This is a genomic window from Campylobacter novaezeelandiae, from assembly GCF_004323845.1.
GTDB classification, from domain to species: Bacteria; Campylobacterota; Campylobacteria; order Campylobacterales; family Campylobacteraceae; genus Campylobacter_D; species Campylobacter_D novaezeelandiae.
The window spans coordinates 86,544-105,560 of the sequence record NZ_QPGR01000002.1 but is presented as its reverse complement, the minus strand read 5'-3'; the positions used below and the strand labels follow the sequence as shown (position 1 = coordinate 105,560).

Genomic DNA, 19,017 nt, shown 5'->3' with positions numbered 1-19,017 from the left:
AAAGTGTAAGAAATATAACAAAGGCTTTGGATAATCATATTGAGTTGGCCCATGATCTTGCCCAAGAAAGTATTACCAATATGCAAGATATGAGCACATTAATGAATAGAGTAGAATCTACTTTATCAGATCTTGTAAATTTGATAAATGAAAGTAATGAAAAAGAACAAAATATTGTTAAAAATATGGATTATTTAACTCAAACTGCTGATAATATTATTTCTATTACAAGCTCTATAAGAGATATTGCAGATCAAACCAATCTTTTAGCTTTAAATGCGGCTATTGAGGCTGCTCGTGCAGGAGAACATGGAAAAGGTTTTGCTGTTGTTGCTGATGAGGTAAGACAACTAGCTGATAAAACAAGCAAATCTTTGGTTAATATCAATACGACTGTGCAAATGATAGTGCAACAAATTAATGATAATAAGTCTTTAATGGATACTATCCATGAGTCTATGAAAGAAACTTCTCTTAAAACAAATGATTTACAACATGAACTTGTAAATTCTATGTATAAACTAGAATCAAGTAAACAATCAGCCCAAACAATGAAAGATAAAAGTGCTGAAATAAAAGATAAAATGTTACACTTAGGGGGAAATATTGATAAAGTGAGTGAACTTGCTAATTCGGTTAAAGAGCTTTCTATAGAAATAAATACTATTTCAGAAGATGTATTAGATGGTGCTTCGAAACTTTCTGAAAAATTAGGAAGTTTTAAGTAATTGGTACTAAAATACTTTAATTTTTAAATAAGGAGAATATTATGGAGTTTTTAGAGCTTTTATTGGTCTTAATTGCTTTAATATTAATAATTAAAAAGCCAGAAAAAGAAAAACTTGCTTTTACTTTAGTAATGGTAGCTTGGTTAATGATGGTTTTTTTCTATGTTGGTCACAAAACCGGTGCGCTTTTAACGATAATGAATTTATAAAGAAGGGCTAAAATGAACGAAATTAATAAAACAAGAAATTTTTATACTTTAATGTGTTTAGCGGGTTTTTTAATTATACTTTTGCCCGTTGGAATTGCGAATTTAGTTTTTGGTTATATGTTAGGTGATAGTCCTTGTGTTCTTTGTTGGGGTCAAAGAGAGGCTATGATTTTCATAGGAGTAATGGCTCTTTTTATTGTTCGTTATGGTATAAAAGGTAAATATTTAGCCGCTCTTTTAATTATGACAGCTGTTGGTCTTTATCAATCTTTTGCTCATTATGGAAATCATGCTCATCGCGACTTGGATCAAGGTTTTGGTTTAGCTGTTTTTGGTATCCATACTTATTTTTGGGCTGAAGTTATATTTTGGGCTGTTGTATTGTTACTAGGTGTGATTTTTGCTTTTGCTCCTAAATTTGGTGCTTTTGAAAAAGAACTAAATGGAGAAAAAATTAGAAAATTTACTAAATTTAGCTTTGCTGCTGTATTTATCAGTGCTTTAATTGTGGCTTCAAATGTTTTTCAAGCTTTTGTAAGCACTGGAATTCCTCCATATGTAGGACAAGGCGATCCAGTAAGATTTACTTTAAATCCAAAGTATATTATTTGGAGCACAAATAGTTGGAATGGTTTATGGCAAAATATATCTTTTCTAGGAAAACGTGATGTTAAAGCACCTGATTATGCTTTTGCTCCTGCAAGTGAAAAACTTGGCATTAAATTTGATAATGATGTTAATAATTCTCCATTTTCAAAAATTGATAGTGAGCTTAAAATTGCAAAAGAAGAAACAATAGCATTTGACAAACCAATTAATACGCTTGATTATATTAATAATGAATTTGTGGCAAGCTCTAAATGGGATGTGGCTTTCCTTGATGATAGTTTTAAAATCAAAGAAAGTTTTGAATTGGATCCTTATTTTTCAGCTACTATAGATCCTATCATAGGTATTATCCCTTATATGAATGATAAATTTATTCTTATGGGTTCAAATAAATCTTTTTTAAGATTTAAGAAAAATCCTAATGCTGATGATGCTTTACAATATGCTGATTTTATAAAAGGTGCAAATAATTTTGAAGGTCAAGGAGAAGGTTTAGGACGTGGAAGATTAGATACCGTGAGATCCAAATTTAATCACGTGGCAAGTATGACTGTAGATAATAATTATTTTTATCTTGCAACAACTCCAAACAACAAAGATGCAAAAACCTTTGTAATCTCTAAATTTTCTTTAAAAGATCGTGTATTATCTGGAGAATTTACACCAAAAGCTGATCTTAAAGAGGGAAAAACTCTAGGCGATCTTTATGTAACTTCAATGACTTATAAAGATGGTTTAATTTATGCATTAAGTAAAAATCATAATGTTATTGCAGTTATCGATCCAGTAAAAGAAGAAGTAATAAAAGTTATTTCTTATCCAGAAACTATTACAAATGCAAGAAGTATTTTTTTTAAAGATGGATTGATAAATATTCTTTCTTATCAAAATAATGAAAATAAACTTTATATTTTAAATTGATTAAACCCTAGTTTTATAGGGTTTAATTATTCTAGTTCTAATTTTATTAATGTATAGCCAAAATCATCAACATATTCTTTGTTGCCCTTAAATCCCATTTTTTTATAAAATTTTATAGCATTTAAATTGTCTTTATTGACCTCAACTCTTTGGATATTAAAATCATTTAAAGCTTTTTTTATAAGTTTTTCTCCACATTTTTGGCGAAAATATTGAGGATCAATAAAAAGCATTTCTATAATATCATCATGAAACCCTAAAAAACCTACTAATTTTTTATTTTTATAATAGAATAAAAATTGAAGTTCTGTTAAATCAGCATTTTTTAGATAATCTTTTATGATATTAAAATTTTTTTCATCTAAAAAATGATGAGTGGCTAAAACACTTTTTTCCCAAATTTCAAGCAGAGATTTTCTTTCATTTTCATCTAGTTTTTTTAAATGTTTTATTTTATTTGAATAAGGGATTTTATCTTCAAGATTAGCATTATTAAAGCCTTTTAAACGAAGCAAACAACTATCGCATTCCCCGCAAGCTTCATTTTCGCTTTCATAACAAGACCAAGTTAATTCCAAAGGAATATTTTTTTTCAAAGCCAAAGAGATGATTTGTTCTTTTTTTAGGTTAATTAAAGGGGTTATAATTTCGACTTTATAATTTTTACTTGTTCCTTCATTAATAAATTCTTGTGCCTTTTTTATAAACTCGGTTGTGCAATCTGGGTATCCGCTATTATCCTCTTCAATTACCCCGATAAAAATGGCTTCACATTTTTCTTTTTCTGCCAAAGAACCTGCTATACTTAAAAAAATTCCATTTCTAAACGGTACATAGGTAATAGGTGAAGTATTGTTTAAGTGAAGTTCATTTTTAGGTATAGTTAAATTTGTATCAGTTAAGGCATTGCCTCCTATATCCTTTATAAAAGAAGTATCTAAAATATAGGATTTTTCCACTCCTAAATTTTTACAAATTTGTTTAAAACATTCTCTTTCTTTATTTTGCGTGCGTTGATTGTAATCAAAATGTAAGGCTACAACCTTAAAACCTTGTTCTTTTGCCAAATAAGCACATACAGTGCTATCCATTCCTCCACTTATGATGCAAAGTGCTTTTTTATCCATTTATATCCTTTTAATTAAAAAATATTGTGTACTTGTGTGTAAAATCATAGATTAAATTATATACTAATTATAATTTTTGATTTAATTATTATTGGCGTTTAAGTTGATAATAGATATAAAAAATGCTATTTTTGATTTAAATAATGTTTTTCAAATAAGAAAATGATAAAATCGCTTTAAAAAATGAAAGGATATGAATGATTAGTATAAATTTAATAGAACATATTTTTAAAGCTGCATCAATTAGCAGATGGAATGATTATCCAAGAATGACAAATTTAGTTGAACTTGATAAACAAGCGCATAAATTTATTATTGCTTATTTTATTGCCAAAATGGAGCAAGATGTTAATATGAGAGTTATTATTGAGGGTGGAATATTTGAATTTTTAAGTCGTGTTGTGGTGACTGATATACGCCCAGATGTTTATCATGAAATATTAAGACAAAAAAAAGATGAGATGAATAAATGGGTTTTAAATAAGATCGAACCTATGATAGGACATATTGAAAATGGAGAATTTTTAAAGCGTTTTGAAGAATATTTAAAGACCAATTCTTATCCTAAGGAAAAGTTGATTTTAAAAGCAGCATCTTATTTTGCAACAAAATGGGAGTTTAATATAGTTTATCAAACCTCATCTTTTTTAAATGATATAGAAGAAATTAAAAATAAAGTTGAAGAAGAATTAGAGGATTATTATGAGCTTATAGGAGTTAGAAAAATTGCCTTAAATCAAAAAATTGCTAAAATCATTGAGCTAAGTGGCAGACTTCGTTTTCAAAAACGTTGGGCTCAAACTCCTAGAATTCCAGAAACTGCTGTTTTGGGTCATATGCTTGTAGTGGCTATTTTGGGATATTTTTATTCTTTGGAAATAAAAGCTTGCAATAAAAGACTTGAAAATAATTTTTATTGTGCTTTATTTCACGATTTGCCAGAAAGTTTAACAAGAGATATTATAAGCCCTGTTAAATATGGAGTAGATGGACTTCATACTATTATCAATGATTATGAAATGAAACTTATCAATGAAAGGATTTTGCCTTTAATTCCTGAAAATTTAAGAGCTGAATTTGCTTATATTTTAGGTATAAGAGAAGGAAGAGATAATGAGGGAGCTTTTGTAAAGAATGAATTTGAAAATCGCACCTATAAAAATAAAATAGTTGAGCTTTGCAGTGGAAGTTTGGCTTCTTTTAATCAAGATGAATTTGGAGCTATTGATGGTAAAGCTTTAAAGCATTGTGATAAATTAGCAGCCTTTATAGAAGCAGGGCTTTCTATTAGCTATGGAGTTCGATCTAAAGAATTAGAAGATGGATTTAAAGATATGTTTGATTTTTTTAAGCAAAATAAATCTATAGATGGAGTAAATTTTTTAACAATTTGCGAGGAATTTAAACAATATTTTAGTTTAAATATTTAAGTTATTAAACATAATAAATTGGAATTTAATATATTTTAAATAAAAATATATTAAATTATTCAAAAATTTCATTAAGGGGTAAAAATGAAAGTTGATAACTTGACGCAAAAACATGTTGTTTTATCTTTTTTTATAGGGATTTTAGCTGGAGTTTTTGGTGCTATAGTTAAGTGGGGATGGGAAGTTCCTTTTCCTCCTAGAAATCCGAATTTTCCTTGGCCTTTAGATTCTTTGGAAAGAACTACTCCTCCTAAGATTTTTTTAGAACAACTTGGTTTGCCAACAGATCTAACTTATGTTTTTTCTGGAGTTGAGCTACCTCTTTCAATTTTTATTGTGCATATAGGATTTTCTGTTGTATTTGCTATAGCTTATTGTATGATAGCAGAGTATTATCCTCGCATTAAAATGTGGCAAGGCGCTGTTTTTGGTTTTTTTGTCTATCTTTTTGCTCATGTTATAGTTATGCCTTTGATAGCTGAAGTTCCACCGCTTTCACAAATTCCTTTAGATGAGCATATTTCTGAATTATTTGGTCATATAGTTTGGCTTTGGAGTATAGAAATAGTTCGTAGAGATATTAGAAATCGTATTACTAGGGAAATAGAATAAAACCTTTTCCCAGATGGCTGCGGCACATATAAAATTTAAGTGCTCTGCTGTATTCCTACCCTGAAGCGATGTTTAAATAAAATATTGCACAGGTCTGAAAAAAGGCGTAGTTATTATATCATATTAGTCTTAAAAAGTTTTAAATATTAAAAGTTTTAAATGCTAAATGCGTATTTTTGTAACCCCCCCCCCCGTGTAATTTTTTAAAAAAGGAATTTTTTTATTTTATTTTTATTTATTTTTTGTTAACGTCATAAAAATTAGAAAAAAGGATAGCTATGGCTGGTATTGTTTGGTGTAGTGAGTATTCCATTAATGAAAAAAGTTTAGATAAACAACATCAAGAACTTTTTAAGATAGTTGATGAAATAGATGATTTTGTTAAAAAGGTTCAAAATAACTTTGAAAAAGAGGATAGGGATAATTTTAAAAGCATCATTTTTAAATTATTTAATTATATTAAATTTCATTTTAAGAATGAAGAAGAATTTATGGAAAAAATAAATTTTCCCTTTTTAGAAGAGCATAGAAGAGTTCATAAAGAGCTGACAAATAAAACAAAAAATTTGTTATTGGTAAATGATATTGATATATCAAGTGTTATAGAGCAATTATCTATATTAACAAAAAGTTGGATTTTAAATCATGTTTGTACTGAGGATATTTTAATAAACAATTATTTAACAAGGTTAATTTATACTGGAGAAAGTCATTATACTTTGGAGCAGTATATTAATTTAAAAAAAATGATTGCAAATCAAGACATAGAAAAAGAATATCAATTTTTTTATATTTGCAATTGTGATTTGAAAATTCATAGAGTGCCACAAAGTATTCATGAAGAGCTTTTAAAGGAAAAAAGGTATTTTAGATGCCCTTCTTGTAAAGAAGTGTTATGTCTAAAAGAGAAAATTACAAACAAAGAAGAAACATTTGAATATTTTAAAAAAAGGTTTGGAAATGTCAAAATTAATAAAAACTTTTAATCCCTACGAGTCTTTAAAACAAGAACAAAACAAAACGTCTCAAGAGTTAGATTTTAAGATATTAAACTATAATACAATTTGTACAAATTTTAAAACTAGGAAAAAGAAAACTTATCAAGAAGAAGATTTAAATTTATTTTATTCTGATGAATTCTTTTTAGATGGCTTTCAAGATATAACTCAGGAATTTTTGATAGAAATGGTTCCAAAAAATTCAAAATTGTTTAAATTTTCTTTTAAAAGTGATAAAAATTTACTTTGTTTAAAAGCAAGTTTGGTGGTTTCTAGCAATTTAAGCTATTATACCGAGCTTAAAAATGATATTTTTCAAGAACTTTTTAAAGGTATGGTAAAATATAAAATTCTTATTATAAGATTGGATAGAAATTTAGACAATAATATTAATAATATTGTCCAAGCCATAAAACAAGGTTTTAAAGATAAAGAATATGAAATTATTATAAGTCGAGGGGTTGATACTCAAGAAGGAAAAATTGATGAGGTAAAATTTCATAGACATTTAGATGATAAGCTAGATCATACTTATGATGAGAAGGATTATTGCAGACCTGTTCAAAAAGATGAGTTGCTTTTTGAATATGTTTTAAAAATAGAAGGCAAAAAAGGAAAGAATTTACAAGGAAAGCCCATACTTCCAAAAGAAATTAAATTTTTAAATAACCCTTTTAAACTTAAAGATCAAAGTATATATGAGATCAATTTCAATGATAGGATAAAATACTACAGTGCAAAATATGGATTTTTGTTTCAAGATAATGAAGGTTATGGAATTTCAAATACATTAAAAGTTTCTCAGGTTGGACTTAAGACGACAGGAACAATCAAAACAGACTTAGATGAAGATGTTTGTGTCGAAATTGTTAATAATTCAATAGATGATGCTGTTAAATCAGGTATAGTAAATATTCAAACTTCTAAAGTAAAAATAAATGGCAATGTTGGATATACACAATTGCATGGTAAAACAATAATTATCCAAGGTGCTACACATGCAAAATCACAAATTTATGGAAGTGATGTTTTTATAAATATCCATAAGGGATTTTTGCAAGCAGATTGTGTTTATATTAAAAATTTAGAGCAAGGACATGTTAAGGCTAAGGATGTTTATATAGAAAAATGTTCTGGTGCAATTATAGAAGCTGATAATATTTTTATTAAAGATTGTTTAAAGGGTAATAAAATTTATCCTAGAAAAAAGCTTATTGTTGAAAATTGTATGAAAGATAATAATAAAATTTATTTTGAATATAGTGATATTGAAAAATCAAATAAAGAATTATTTAATTTTAAAGATTTAAGTGTAAAACTAGAACATTCTTTAAAAATAGTTCTTTTGAATTTAGAAAAAACTTATAAATATTTATTGAGTGAACAAACTAATTTTATTAATGCTAAAAAATGCAAACTTCTTTTAAGCGCTTATAGCGAAAAGTTAAATAAATATAATTTTTTGATTGAGCAGTATAAAGAATTGATAAATTTAAAATTTGAAATTAGTTCTAAGATTGATAAACTTAATGAAAAAATGGATGGAGTAAAAATACATATTTGCACAAATGCTAAAATAGATATTGGAAATTTTATTTGTTTTAATATAAACAAAGATGAACATAAATATAATTTAGTATCAAGTAATTTAAGTATAAGTTTTCAAAATCAAAACCCAACTATAAAAGAATGTGAAAAATATAGCGAAATTGAATTAAAAGAATTTAGTTCTGTTTTTGACTATTTAAAACAATGAAAAGATAAAATTATCTTTTCATATTTATAGCTTTTTGAATCATTTGATCACTTGTTGTAATACTTTTTGAACTTGCATCAAAAGCTTTTTGCATTACAATAAGGTTTGAAAGTTCTACACTTAAATCCACGTTAGACTGTTCTAGATATCCACCTTTAAATTTAGCAGTATTGACTAATTTTCCATCTTTCATTATAAAAGTAGGATCCCCACTGTTTGCTGTAGCTGCAAAAATATTATCTCCTATTGCTGCTAAACCTTGTTCGTTTATGAAGTTATAAAGAGCAAGTTTTCCAACAATACCATTTTTACCATTGCTAAATTGTGCAACTATACTTCCATCATCTGATATGCTATATTTCTCAAAAAATCCTTCAGCTACGCCATCTTGCTGTGTAAGTATATCTTTTTCTGTCCCTTGTTTAATGTAAATTCCACTATAACCTGAACCTGGTTTATTAGGATCATATGGGGTTCCTAGATCTATATTAATAGTTCCACCATTTGGATTTGCAATGCTTGTGATATTGTTTTGAAGCAAAGCCCCGTTTTTATCAAAAACCATATTTCCTTCAGTTGGATTACCTACTGCATTTCCATTAGAATCATAAATTTGTGCAATAGCTTTATATTGTATATTATCGCCTTCTTGTGGTAGAACTCTTTCGAGTGTAACCCTTAAAGTGCTTTTGCTTCCATCTGCATTGTATATAGGAGATTCTAGGATATCTTTATTGGCTTTTTGCTGTTCTGTTGAAATTTGCGCCGTATCAAGTTTGATGCTATTTTCATCTAAACCTTTTAAATCAAGTTCATTACTTTTAAAATTTAAATTTTCATCTAAAGTTGCTTCAAAACTTGTCTTAACTCCATTATCATCTGTAAAATTTAAAATAATTCTATCACCTGCTTTAGCACTATATACATCTTCTTTGCTAACACTTCCGCTAACTATGTATTTTCCATCTTCAGTTTTTGTAATATTAAATTTACTAGGATCAAGATCTATTTTAACTACTTCTGTTGTTGTATTGGTATTTAAGCTTCCGCTCCATTTTACATTTTGAGTTACTTGAGGAGGCAGATACATATTTACAGGAACTTTAATAGCTCCTTGGGAGGTTGTTGTTCCTAAAGTAAAAGAATCATTTGATCCAATTGTAAAGCCATTATTTACAGGAGTTCCTGTATCAAGATAATCCCCCATAAGTCCAGCAACTCTGTCGCTATAGTTAATGCCTGTAAAGGCAGGATTCATTGTTCCTAAAACATAGTTTCCATAAGAATCCACAAGGTATCCATTAGCATCTCTTCTAAAAGATCCATTCCTTGTATAATAAGCCCCTCCATCTGATCCTAAAACCCCAAAAAAACCTTTTCCTTGTAGTGCCACATCAAATTCTCCTTCACTTGCGACAGGAGAGCCTTGAGAAAAATCTAATTTTGAAGAAGCTGAAGTTGAGCCATACCCGCCTTGTCCTGGGTTTGTAGATTGAGATGTAATAGTATTATAAAATACATCTTTAAATTCAGCGTTTGAGTTTTTAAAGCCTATGGTATTAACATTGGCTATATTATTAGCTGAAATATCTATACCAAAACTATTTGACTTTACTCCAGAAATTCCATTATAAAATGAGTTCATCATGGCTTAATGTCTCCACGTGCTATAAAAACTTTCTGGTTTTGAAAAATCAGAATCTACAGATTCTTCAGGATTTTCGTCTGGCTTACTTGGCTCATCTGGTTCTTCAGGATTTTCGTCTGGCTCACTTGGTGTTTGAGAACTTCCGCTTGAAGTTTTATATTCTGCAATTTCGGCAATATCATCAAATTTAACGTATTGACCCCCCATTTTAGCATAAGCAATTCCATCTATAAATTTAATAGCTTCTATAGGATATGAACCATAATTTGCTGTGATTTTCTCTCCATTTTTATTATTATAAACCACTTTAACGGTATACTCTCCATCTCCGGCATAAACCCCATCATTATTTCTACCTGGCCATTCTAAAGTAAAAAGTCCTTTTGAAACTTCTTTTCCCTCATTGCTTTTTTCTGAAAATACTAATTTGTTATTTTTATCATAAACTTCTAAAGTAATACCTTTATCATCGGAATCTTCAGGCAAATACATTTTAAGTGCAATAACTTCATCAGCACCAGTTAATTTAATAGTATTTGCATTAACTGTGGCCATTTTTCCTATAGCACCTACAGCAGAGATACTCATACCAGTGCTCATAGAATTTGAAAGTAGTTGCATAGTCTTAACCATTTGCTGCATAGTGTTATTAGTATTTTGTTGCATTTCTAGTGCAGCAAGTTGGGAAGTTTGAGTAAGCATTTTATCGCTATCCATAGGATCAGTTGGATCTTGATGTTGGAGTTCTATTAAAAGAAGTTTTAAGAATGCATCTTTATCCAAGGTAGCATTTGGGTTGCTGACTATACCAGAGCTATTACTAGAGCTAGATGAACTATCGGTTTTGGTTGTTTTATTAGTTGTGCTAGTATTAGCGGTATTTGTCCAATTAAGATTGCTATTCCAAGTTGTTGTTGACATCATAAAATCCTTTTTATATTAAGTATTTTTTAATTAAAAGCAAAAACCATTCCAATTTAGAAATATTTTGCTAAAACAAGCTCTAGATTAATTTTTTCCTCATTTTGACTATCTAAAGCATCTTTAAAACCATAACCACTACGATTTTTTCCTTGATTTTGATTTTGATCTTTTTTTCCTTGATCGCTAAAATTCATTTCAAGTCCTGTAAATCCCATATTGACAAGAGAATTTTTAAACTCCGCCTGATTTTGGATAAAAAGATTCATAGCATTGGTATTAGAATTAAAATTAATGTGTAAATTGTTTCCTCTTTGAACTAAGGTTACTTCAACTTCTCCTAAATTAGACGGATTTAGGGTGATGCTAATTTTTGTAATAGGAGCTTTATACTGTTCTACAGCTTCTTTTAAATCTTGTGAAAAATATTGTAAGGTTTCTTTTGCATTTGTAGCATTTCTGATTTGATTGTGATTGATTTTGCTTAATTCTTTAATCAAAGAATTTAAATCTTCAGAATTTTTTTCTATAGATTTTTCTTCTTTATTTTGATTATTTGAATTTTGGTTTAAATCTTTATTTTGATTATTATCAAAAGTAGAATTATTGTTTTTATTTAACTCTTTTGAAATTTTATCTGTTATATTTTCTGGATTGATTTTTTGATCAAGACTGACTTGTTTTAAATCTTTGTGATTTTCTTGTTTAAGATCTTTTTGATTAATATTTAATTCTTTTTGATTTGAACTAATGATTTGGGAATTTTTTATAGTTTCATTCTTATTGAGGTTATCATTTTTTACTATTTTTTCTTGTTTTATTATTTCTTCTTGTTTAAGAATTTGTTCTTTTTTTTGGATGTCTTTAATTTTATTATCTAAATTTTTATCAGCTTCAGTTTTAATATCTTTTAAAGAAGACTCAGTTTTTTCTTGTTTGATTTCGGTTTTAGTATTTTTTAATTCTTCTTTTATGTTTTCTTTTTTAGTTTCTTGATTTTGTAAAATATCATTTTTAATGTCTTTAATTTTTGTTTTTATGGTTTCATTTAAATCTTGTTCATTGCTTTTTTTGCTTTCTTTTTTATCTTTAATTAAAAGATCAAGGTTTTTTAGAGTTTCAGAAAGCAAAGAATTTGTATTTTTTTCTTTGAGTTTGTTTTGCACTAAGGGTGATTTTGTGTTGGTGCTAGTGTTGCTTTCTTTATTTTTAATAAGATGAGTTATTTTATTATGAATAATTTCTTTAAAAACATTGTCAATAGAATTTTTAAAAAAATCTGCTTTATCTAAATTTGGAAAAGTGGCCTTTAGATCAAGTAAACGATCCACTTTTATATTTTTAACATTTAAGCCTAAATCTTTTGCTATATTTAACAGTTCGCTTAAATTATTTGCTTTTTTTAAAGCATTAAAATTAGCTTCTGTTTTAACAGTTTGTATTAATTGAGAGCTTAAATTCCCAAGCTTGATATCTGATGAATTAGCTTTTAGTTTATCAAGCATAGAAAGAATCTGCATAAAAGAGGCTGACTCAAAAATACTTATCTTATCATTTTCATCAAAAGCACCTTGCTGGAGCTTATTTAAAGCTTCATCAAGAACTTCTTTTTTACTGATTTTCATATTATCTGGTAAAAATTCATTGGTTTCTTCTATAGAATTAAGCAATGAATTTAAAAAATCTTCAGTATCTTCTTTGTTGCTTTCTTTTTGATTTTTTGTATCCTTAACCTCAGCATTTTTATTTTCTTTTATTTTGTCTGTTTTGCTAAAATTCGTTTTAGAATTATTGGAGCTAGAATTTAAATTTAATATATCATTTTGTGAGGTTAGGCTTGACATAACTATCCTTAATAATTTAAAAATTTACTTTTTTTAAGTACAGGAAATTTTTCTTTTAGAAAATCGCTATTATGAACTTTAATCATTTTGTTGCTTATTTCTGTAAGAATTTGTAATAACTCATTTAAATTATCAGCTTTTTGAATTTTTATAAAATTTTCATTGTGAGATAATAATTCTGTTAACTCGCCTGAAATTCTTGCCATTTTTTCATTTGTGTTTGATTTTAAAATTTCTAAAAGATTTAAAATTTCTAAAAGAGTATTATCTTTTTTAATTGTAATCTCAGGATTTAATCCTTCTAAAATTTCTTGATTTAATGGTTTTGACATTTTAATTTCCTTCAATTTTGGTTTTACATGATTGAACAAAGCAACAAGTGTTCCAATTTTTAATTTTTAATTTTTAAGTATTTTTTATATATAATTTTTATTTTTTAAATTTTGAAGCTTTGGAGAAAATTTTGGAAAATATTAGAAATATTGCAGTTATTGCTCACGTTGATCATGGTAAAACTACAATGGTTGATGAATTGCTTAAACAATCAGGGACTTTTAGCGATAGAGAGCAAATTTCAGAACGTGTGATGGATAGCAATGATATAGAAAAAGAAAGAGGTATTACTATACTTTCTAAAAATACTGCTATTAATTATAAGGGAACTAAGATAAATATTATTGATACTCCAGGTCATGCTGATTTTGGTGGAGAAGTAGAGCGTGTTTTAAAAATGATAGATGGGGTTTTACTTTTGGTTGATGCGCAAGAAGGAGTTATGCCTCAAACTAAATTTGTAGTTAAAAAAGCTTTATCTTTAGGTCTTAAGCCTATAGTAGTGATCAATAAAATTGATAAACCAGCCGCTGATCCTGAGCGTGTGATCAATGAAATTTTTGATCTTTTTGTAGCTTTAGATGCAAATGATGAGCAACTTGATTTTGCTATAGTTTATGCAGCAGCAAAAAATGGTTATGCAAAACTTGATTTAAATGATACAAGTGATAATATGGAACCCCTTTTTAAAACAATCTTAGAGCGTGTTCCTGCTCCAAGTGGAAATAATGAAAATCCTTTACAGCTTCAAGTTTTTACATTAGGCTATGATAATTTTGTGGGCAAAATAGGAATTGCAAGAATTTTTAATGGAAGTGTGAAAAAAAATCAAAGTGTAATGCTTGCAAAAGCTGATGGAACTAAAGTAAATGGAAGAATTTCAAAACTTATAGGTTTTATGGGTTTAGAAAAAATGGATATTGATGAAGCACAAAGTGGTGATATAGTGGCTATTGCTGGTTTTGAAGCTTTAGATGTAGGAGATAGTATTGTAGATCCTAATAACCCTATGCCTCTTGATCCTTTGCATATAGAAGAGCCAACTTTGAGTATAGTTTTTTCTGTCAATGATGGCCCATTAGCAGGAACCGAAGGCAAACATGTTACCTCGAATAAAATTGCAGAACGTCTAGAAGCTGAAATGAAAACAAATATTGCCATGAAATATGAAAATAGTGGCGAAGGAAAATTTAAAGTAAGCGGTAGAGGCGAGCTTCAAATCACTATTTTGGCTGAAAATATGCGTCGTGAAGGTTTTGAGTTTTGTATGGGAAGGCCCGAAGTTATTGTAAAGGTTGAAAATGGAGTTAAAACAGAGCCTTTTGAACATTTAGTTATAGACGTGCCAGATGAATTTAGCGGGGCTGTGATAGAAAAACTTGGCAAAAGAAAAGCTGAAATGAAAACTATGGTGCCAACAGGAGATGGACAAACGCGATTAGAATTTGAAATTCCAGCACGTGGACTTATAGGTTTTAGGAGTCAATTTTTAACAGATACCAAGGGCGAAGGAATAATGAATCATAGTTTTTTAGAGTTTCGTCCTTTTGGTGGTACAGTTGAAAAGCGAAATAATGGAGCATTAATTTCTATGGAAAATGGTGTTGCTTTAGGGTATTCTCTTTTTAATTTACAAGATAGAGGTGTGCTTTTTATTGATCCTCAAACTAAGGTTTATACAGGTATGATTATAGGAGAACACTCACGTCCTAATGATTTGGATGTAAATCCTATTAAAGGGAAAAATCTTACCAATGTTAGAGCAAGTGGAAGCGATGATGCTATCAAGCTTGTACCTCCTAGAAAATTAAGTCTAGAAAGGGCTTTAGAGTGGATAGAAGAAGATGAGCTTGTTGAGGTTACCCCGCAAAATATTCGTGTGCGTAAACGTTATCTTGATCCAACTCAAAGAAAAAGAATGGAAAAAGCAAAATCTTAAAATTAGATTTTGCTTTTATAAAATTTTAAATTTGAAATTTTTCTAAAAAAGTTTATCATCATAGTTTTAAATTTAGGATAGCGAATGCAGGATTTGGAAAATCAAAGAGTTTTTATTATAAAGCGTTTGGCTATTTTAAAATTTTTAAGCATTATAGAGGCTTTTCTTGTTGGATTTTTAGCTTTTGTTTTTACTAAAGATTTGCTTATAGCTTTAATTTTGGCTATTTTTGCCGGAATTTTTTTCTTTCGTTTTGCAAGTAGAAAACTTAAAAAAAGTCAAAAAGAACTAGAAATTAATATCCTAAGATCATTTTTATATCGTTTTAAAGCAAAATTCAAACAAACTGGAATTAATCAAAAAGAATTTGAAGCTTTGGGTTTAAGCGAAACATTAAGCGAATTTAAGAGCTTTAATACTTTCGAATTTAAAGATTTTATTATTTATGATTTGCAATTTATAGATGAAAGGAAGCGTTATTTTTGTGGTATTTTAATTGAATTTTTAAAAATAAATGAGAAAACTTATTTTGATAATGAAGAAAAAATTTATACTAAATTGCAGGATAAATTTTTTAGTGTTGAGTTCTGTTTTGGAAAAGAAAAGAACTATTTAATTTCTACTTTAACAAGTCCGTTTTTTATTGATTTTAAACAAACTGTAGAACATAATTTAAAAAATTTGGAAAAAAATCTACAAATAATTAAAAATAAATTTTTAAATTAATTTTTTGTTTTTAATTAAACTTTTAATTTGCTAAAATGGTTCTAATGTTATAAAAGGAGTTTTAGTAATGAAAAAAATATTTTTAATTTTTGTGTTGATTTGTTTGGCTAATGCTAAAAATTTTAAAGATTATAATATTGGAGAAGAGCTTAACGACAAGCAAGGTGTTAAGTATTTTGAAGAATTTTCTAAAAGACCTATACAACAATGGCCAATTAAAAATTTAAGCATTGATGATGTGCCAAAAGGAGAAGAGGGAAAATTAATTCGTTATGGCATACAACTTTTAAGCAAAACAGAAAGTACATTAGGACCTAAAGGGAAGCTTAAAATGACTAATAATGAGGTTAATTGTATAGCTTGCCATATGGATGATAATAATGGTTTGCCTGGCACTAAAAAATATGTTATTCCTTTTTTAAATGTTATAAATAATTATCCAAAGCTTGATATAGAAACAATGAAGATTATTTCTTTAGAGGATAGGATTCGTGGTATGGGCGGAACAGATTCTCATAAATTCCCTGATGATTCTAAAGAAATGAAAGCAATTTTAGCTTATTTTAAATGGCTTAAAAAAGCTTATGGAATTAAAGATGGGGTAAGACTTGAGGGAGATTTTTTTGCTAAAATGAAATTTCCTAATCGCCCAGCCAATCCTGTGCGTGGAAAAAAACTTTTTGAAGAAAATTGTATGGCTTGTCATGGCGAAAATGGATTAGGGATTAAAAATGAAAACTATGCACAAGGTGGAGGTCATCTTTATCCGTCGTTGCTCATTTATCCTGATGGAGGACATATGTCTATGATACCTTTTTTAGCAAGATTTTTAAAGTCGGCTATGCCTTATGGCGCAAGCTATGATAATCCTATTTTAAGTGATGATGATGCGCTTGATATTGCAGCTTATGTGAATACAGGTTTTGTAAGAATGCCAATTGTAACAACTGAAAATCGCGCAGGGCTTGATACTGCTTATAGTAAATCCCCTTCTTTAAAACCAGAATATTTTGCATCACCACAGCAGAATTTAGATCCAAAAGAATATATAAAAGTTAAATATGGACCTTGGAAGAATCCAAACTACTTTCCAGGAGAATGATTTGGATTGAAAAGCTTGTTTAAAAAACAAGCTTTATTTTAATCATCAAATTTTTGTCCTAAAATATTTCCATTTATATCTGTATAAACTTTCATATTATTATTAAATTTAAATTTATAACCGTTAATTTCTTTGCTTACTTCTATAATTTGTGCATTTGCTTGAGAAGCTTGAACTTTAGAAATTAAATTAGTAGGTAAAAATCCAGTTGGTATAGCTTTATAATTGCCATCAATTTCTTTCCATTCTCCATTTATGATAAAATCAATTTCTGTACCATCATTTAAAGTAACATCAAAAGAGTCAATATCTTTTTTTACAAGAGCTATTTGAGTTCCTTTAAAATAAGTTTGGATAAATTTTTGAGCATTTTGAGGTAAAGAATCAACTGAAACAACCATATCAGCGTAAAGTAATGCTGCAAAAGCTAAAATTGCAAAAAATATTTTTTTCATATTAAACTCCTTAAAAATTAATTTAAATGAATTGTAATAATAAATTGTGAAGTGAGTATAAAAATTTTTTAAATAAATTTGATAATAGATATTAATTTTAAATTCAGAGTTCTTTTAATATAATCGTAAACTACATTTGGAGTTTTTTATGGAATTTTTAAAAAATTATATAGATTTAATTATTTTTGTAGTTTTAGGTTTTATGGCTTTTATAGCATTTTGGTGTGTCGTAGAAAGAATATTGTTTTTTAAAAAACTTAATTTTAAAGATTATAAAAATCAAGAAAAATTTGATGATGCAATAAGTGAAAATTTGACAACACTTTATATTATTTATTCTAATGCCCCTTATATAGGACTTTTAGGAACTGTTATAGGTATAATGATAACCTTTTATGAAATGGGTTTGGCTGGTAATATAGATGTAAAATCCATAGTTATAGGACTTTCATTAGCGCTTAAAGCAACAGCTTTAGGACTTTTAGTGGCTATTCCTGTTTTAATTGCTTATAATGCTTTATTGCGCAAAGTATCGCTTCTTAGCAATTCTTTTAGAATTTCTAATGAGAATAAAGATGATTAAGCTTCCAAAAAATGAAGGGTTAAATATAGTCCCTTTTATTGATATTATGCTTGTTTTACTTGCTATAATTTTAAGTATTTCTACTTTTATAGCGCAAGGAAGTATAAAAATTAATCTCCCATCAAGTCAAAGCAGTATAAATATGAGTGAAAAAGAAGAAAAAATTTCTATTAGTATTGATGCACAAAATATTTTTTATGTCGATGATAAAAAGATAAGCTTAGATGAGCTTAAACATACTATTGATAATTTAAATCCTAAAACTATAGTGGAGCTAAAAAGCGATAAAGATTCAAAATTTGAAAGCTTTGTAAAAGTTATTGATTTATTAAAAGCTAAAAAGCACGAAAATTTTCAAATTTTAACTGAGAAAAAAAATGACTAATATATTAAAAAATCATAAATTTCAAGCTTTTTATATTTCTTTTTTATTTTTTTTGCCTTTATTATTTTTTTTATTTTCTAGTGTTACTTTGTTTAAAATAGAATTTAAGAGTCAAGAGGCATTTTCTCTCTCAATGAAACAGTTTGCTATTTCTAGTCCATCTCAAGATAATACCATAAAACAAGAAAAACAAAATGTTCCAATTTTGCCAATTTTACCTATAAAAGAAAAAGTAATCAAAACCCAAAAAATAAAAAAATACAAAAAAAAGCCTATTGTAAACGAAAAATTACACAAATCTAATGAAGTTGTTAAATCTAAAGAATTTAATAATTTAAATTCCAATCAAGCTGTAAATCAAAAAACAGAAACAGAAAGTATAAATTTTGGCGATAATCATCCTTTTTTACAAGAAATTAAAAAGGCTATACAAGATTCTTTGGTTTATCCAAGACAAGCAATTAAAATGCGTATGATGGGTATAGTTTTAATTGAGTTTTTATGGAAACAGGAGGGAAAATTAGAGTATTTAAAAATTATGCAAAGTTCAGGATATAAATTATTAGACGAAAGTGCTTTAAAAACTATACAGTTAGCGTCTAAAAATTTCCCAAAATATAGTAAAAATATTAAGATTTTAATACCAATTAATTATCAACTTAAAAATTGATCATTTTATGATCGTGATTAG

The 19,017-nt window shown here is 27.8% G+C and carries 19 protein-coding genes, 1 other RNA gene and 1 pseudogene; 13 read left to right on the top strand and 8 right to left on the bottom strand.

The window, feature by feature from the left end; all coding sequences use genetic code 11:
- The first annotated feature begins 185 nt into the window (after nt 1–185).
- The 3 genes from DU473_RS08575 to dsbI are packed head-to-tail and all read left to right on the top strand — an operon-like array spanning nt 186 to nt 2,467.
- Nucleotides 186–728, top strand: a complete 543-nt coding sequence (locus tag DU473_RS08575) for a methyl-accepting chemotaxis protein (protein ID WP_424944991.1) — start codon at nt 186–188, stop codon at nt 726–728.
- A 41-nt stretch (nt 729–769) separates the two neighbouring features.
- Nucleotides 770–937, top strand: coding sequence for a disulfide bond formation protein Dba (dba, locus tag DU473_RS01860; protein WP_131163253.1), 168 nt, complete (start codon nt 770–772; stop codon nt 935–937).
- Nucleotides 938–949: 12 nt separating this feature from the next.
- On the top strand, nt 950–2,467 hold the full coding sequence (gene dsbI / locus DU473_RS01855) for a disulfide bond formation protein DsbI (RefSeq protein ID WP_131186435.1): 1,518 nt from the start codon (nt 950–952) through the stop codon (nt 2,465–2,467).
- 26 nt (nt 2,468–2,493) lie between these two features.
- Here the strand turns inward: dsbI and DU473_RS08390 are convergent, their stop codons facing one another.
- Nucleotides 2,494–2,808 (bottom strand): GNAT family N-acetyltransferase, encoded by a 315-nt coding sequence (locus DU473_RS08390; protein WP_243830578.1) that lies wholly within the window; start codon nt 2,806–2,808, stop codon nt 2,494–2,496.
- Nucleotides 2,809–2,922: 114 nt separating this feature from the next.
- Nucleotides 2,923–3,594: pseudogene (queC, locus tag DU473_RS08385) on the bottom strand (7-cyano-7-deazaguanine synthase QueC); the annotation flags it as partial.
- Between the two features lie 197 nt (nt 3,595–3,791).
- On the opposite strand from queC, the gene DU473_RS01845 reads away from it, so the two are divergent.
- Entirely contained in the window at nt 3,792–5,024 is a 1,233-nt protein-coding gene (locus DU473_RS01845; protein WP_131165622.1) for an HD domain-containing protein, read from the top strand.
- A gap of 84 nt (nt 5,025–5,108) precedes the next feature.
- Nucleotides 5,109–5,636 carry a YagU family protein gene (locus DU473_RS01840; protein ID WP_131186434.1) on the top strand — a complete coding sequence of 176 codons (528 nt, stop codon included), beginning with the start codon at nt 5,109–5,111 and terminating at the stop codon, nt 5,634–5,636.
- 3 nt (nt 5,637–5,639) lie between these two features.
- On the opposite strand, the gene ffs is transcribed toward DU473_RS01840, so the two are convergent.
- An RNA gene (ffs, locus tag DU473_RS01835) (signal recognition particle sRNA small type) lies at nt 5,640–5,737 on the bottom strand.
- Nucleotides 5,738–5,914: 177 nt separating this feature from the next.
- Here ffs and DU473_RS01830 point away from each other — a divergent pair.
- Nucleotides 5,915–6,622, top strand: a complete 708-nt coding sequence (locus tag DU473_RS01830) for a bacteriohemerythrin (protein WP_131186433.1) — start codon at nt 5,915–5,917, stop codon at nt 6,620–6,622.
- Nucleotides 6,597–8,390 carry a flagellar assembly protein A gene (locus tag DU473_RS01825; RefSeq protein ID WP_131163966.1) on the top strand — a complete coding sequence of 598 codons (1,794 nt, stop codon included), beginning with the start codon at nt 6,597–6,599 and terminating at the stop codon, nt 8,388–8,390. The genes DU473_RS01830 and DU473_RS01825 overlap by 26 nt, the downstream gene beginning before the upstream one ends.
- 10 nt (nt 8,391–8,400) lie before the next feature.
- Here DU473_RS01825 and DU473_RS01820 read toward each other — a convergent pair whose 3' ends face one another.
- From DU473_RS01820 to DU473_RS01805, 4 genes are read right to left on the bottom strand one after another with little or no spacing between them, the layout of a single operon-like run.
- On the bottom strand, nt 8,401–10,038 hold the full coding sequence (locus DU473_RS01820) for a flagellar hook protein FlgE (RefSeq protein WP_131163967.1): 1,638 nt from the start codon (nt 10,036–10,038) through the stop codon (nt 8,401–8,403).
- A gap of 3 nt (nt 10,039–10,041) precedes the next feature.
- On the bottom strand, nt 10,042–10,962 hold the full coding sequence (locus DU473_RS01815; protein WP_131163968.1) for a flagellar basal body rod modification protein: 921 nt from the start codon (nt 10,960–10,962) through the stop codon (nt 10,042–10,044).
- Between the two features lie 53 nt (nt 10,963–11,015).
- Entirely contained in the window at nt 11,016–12,803 is a 1,788-nt protein-coding gene (locus DU473_RS01810) for a flagellar hook-length control protein FliK (protein ID WP_131186432.1), read from the bottom strand.
- Nucleotides 12,804–12,811: 8 nt separating this feature from the next.
- Nucleotides 12,812–13,135, bottom strand: coding sequence for a hypothetical protein (locus DU473_RS01805; RefSeq protein WP_131186431.1), 324 nt, complete (start codon nt 13,133–13,135; stop codon nt 12,812–12,814).
- Between the two features lie 131 nt (nt 13,136–13,266).
- Between DU473_RS01805 and typA the strand changes: the two genes are divergently transcribed.
- The 3 genes from typA (at nt 13,267) to DU473_RS01790 (ending at nt 16,903) form a co-directional block, all read left to right on the top strand.
- A complete protein-coding gene (gene typA / locus DU473_RS01800) occupies nt 13,267–15,075 on the top strand; it encodes a translational GTPase TypA (protein WP_131163971.1) in 1,809 nt (602 codons plus the stop codon).
- A gap of 84 nt (nt 15,076–15,159) precedes the next feature.
- Nucleotides 15,160–15,801, top strand: a complete 642-nt coding sequence (locus DU473_RS01795; protein WP_131163972.1) for a poly(A) polymerase — start codon at nt 15,160–15,162, stop codon at nt 15,799–15,801.
- 67 nt (nt 15,802–15,868) lie between these two features.
- Nucleotides 15,869–16,903 carry a c-type cytochrome gene (locus DU473_RS01790; protein WP_131163973.1) on the top strand — a complete coding sequence of 345 codons (1,035 nt, stop codon included), beginning with the start codon at nt 15,869–15,871 and terminating at the stop codon, nt 16,901–16,903.
- Between the two features lie 38 nt (nt 16,904–16,941).
- Here DU473_RS01790 and DU473_RS01785 read toward each other — a convergent pair whose 3' ends face one another.
- The gene (locus DU473_RS01785; protein ID WP_131163974.1) at nt 16,942–17,358 is read right to left on the bottom strand and encodes a PepSY-like domain-containing protein; all 417 of its coding nucleotides are present in this window, start codon (nt 17,356–17,358) and stop codon (nt 16,942–16,944) included.
- Nucleotides 17,359–17,506: 148 nt separating this feature from the next.
- Here DU473_RS01785 and exbB point away from each other — a divergent pair, with 148 nt between their 5' ends.
- From exbB to DU473_RS01770, 3 genes are read left to right on the top strand one after another with little or no spacing between them, the layout of a single operon-like run.
- Entirely contained in the window at nt 17,507–17,941 is a 435-nt protein-coding gene (gene exbB, locus DU473_RS01780; protein ID WP_131163975.1) for a TonB-system energizer ExbB, read from the top strand.
- The gene (exbD, locus tag DU473_RS01775; protein ID WP_131163976.1) at nt 17,934–18,326 is read left to right on the top strand and encodes a TonB system transport protein ExbD; all 393 of its coding nucleotides are present in this window, start codon (nt 17,934–17,936) and stop codon (nt 18,324–18,326) included. Before exbB ends, exbD begins: the two co-directional genes overlap by 8 nt.
- The gene (locus DU473_RS01770) at nt 18,319–18,996 is read left to right on the top strand and encodes an energy transducer TonB (protein WP_131163977.1); all 678 of its coding nucleotides are present in this window, start codon (nt 18,319–18,321) and stop codon (nt 18,994–18,996) included. The genes exbD and DU473_RS01770 overlap by 8 nt, the downstream gene beginning before the upstream one ends.
- The last annotated feature ends 21 nt before the right edge of the window (nt 18,997–19,017 follow it).